Annotated in this window: 1 protein-coding gene; it reads left to right on the top strand. The window is 68.7% G+C overall.

Annotated features, from left to right (window positions below; all coding sequences use genetic code 11):
* The first annotated feature begins 195 nt into the window (after positions 1–195).
* Positions 196–642: an ATP-binding protein gene (locus C1I98_RS39490; RefSeq protein ID WP_111172245.1), complete on the top strand. Its 447-nt coding sequence runs from the start codon at positions 196–198 to the stop codon at positions 640–642.
* The last annotated feature ends 39 nt before the right edge of the window (positions 643–681 follow it).

Here is a 681-nt window from a genome sequence, read left to right on the forward strand (position 1 = left end):
GCCCGCCAGACGGCTCAAGCGGACGATGGCACTGTTCACCCTGCACGCCGGCCAGGTCTTCCAGATGGAGGAGGCGGGCGACCCGGAAGAGTACCGGAAGGCCGCCCTCGAAGTGGCCCTGGAACGGCTCTCCGACTGACCCGCCGGCCCCGCCGGAGCAGGTTTGCCGAGGTTCCTACGGGCAGTTGCGATGTCATGGAAGCGAGGATCGCGCTCCGGCTGCCGAGGGACGCTTCGAGCGTCCCCTTCATCAGGCAACTGGTGGACGCGGCCCTGCGGACGCTGGGTGTGGTGCCGCCCATCCGCGACGACATCCGGATCATCCTCTCCGAGGCATGCTCCAACGTCATCAAGCACGCCGCCCCGAGCAAGGAGTACACCGTCAGCGCCGCGCTCGACGAGGAGCACTGCACCATCAAGATCATGGACTACGGCCACGGCTTCGAACCCGGCGCGATGAACCACCGCCCCGTCCCTGCCATCTCCGAGCACGGACGGGGCCTGCAGATCATGCGCGCCCTCGCCGACGACATGCACATCTCCAGCCACGGAGACGGCTCAGAGGTCAGCGTGGAGAAATCCCTGCGCTACGCCGAGGACGCCCCCGCCCGGACCCTGCACTACCCGCTGAACCACCATTGACCCGCTTGCCCGGACGCGCGGCCCGCGCACCAGGGGCCG

The organism is Spongiactinospora gelatinilytica, assembly GCF_003236385.1.
Taxonomy (GTDB): domain Bacteria; phylum Actinomycetota; class Actinomycetes; order Streptosporangiales; family Streptosporangiaceae; genus Spongiactinospora; species Spongiactinospora gelatinilytica.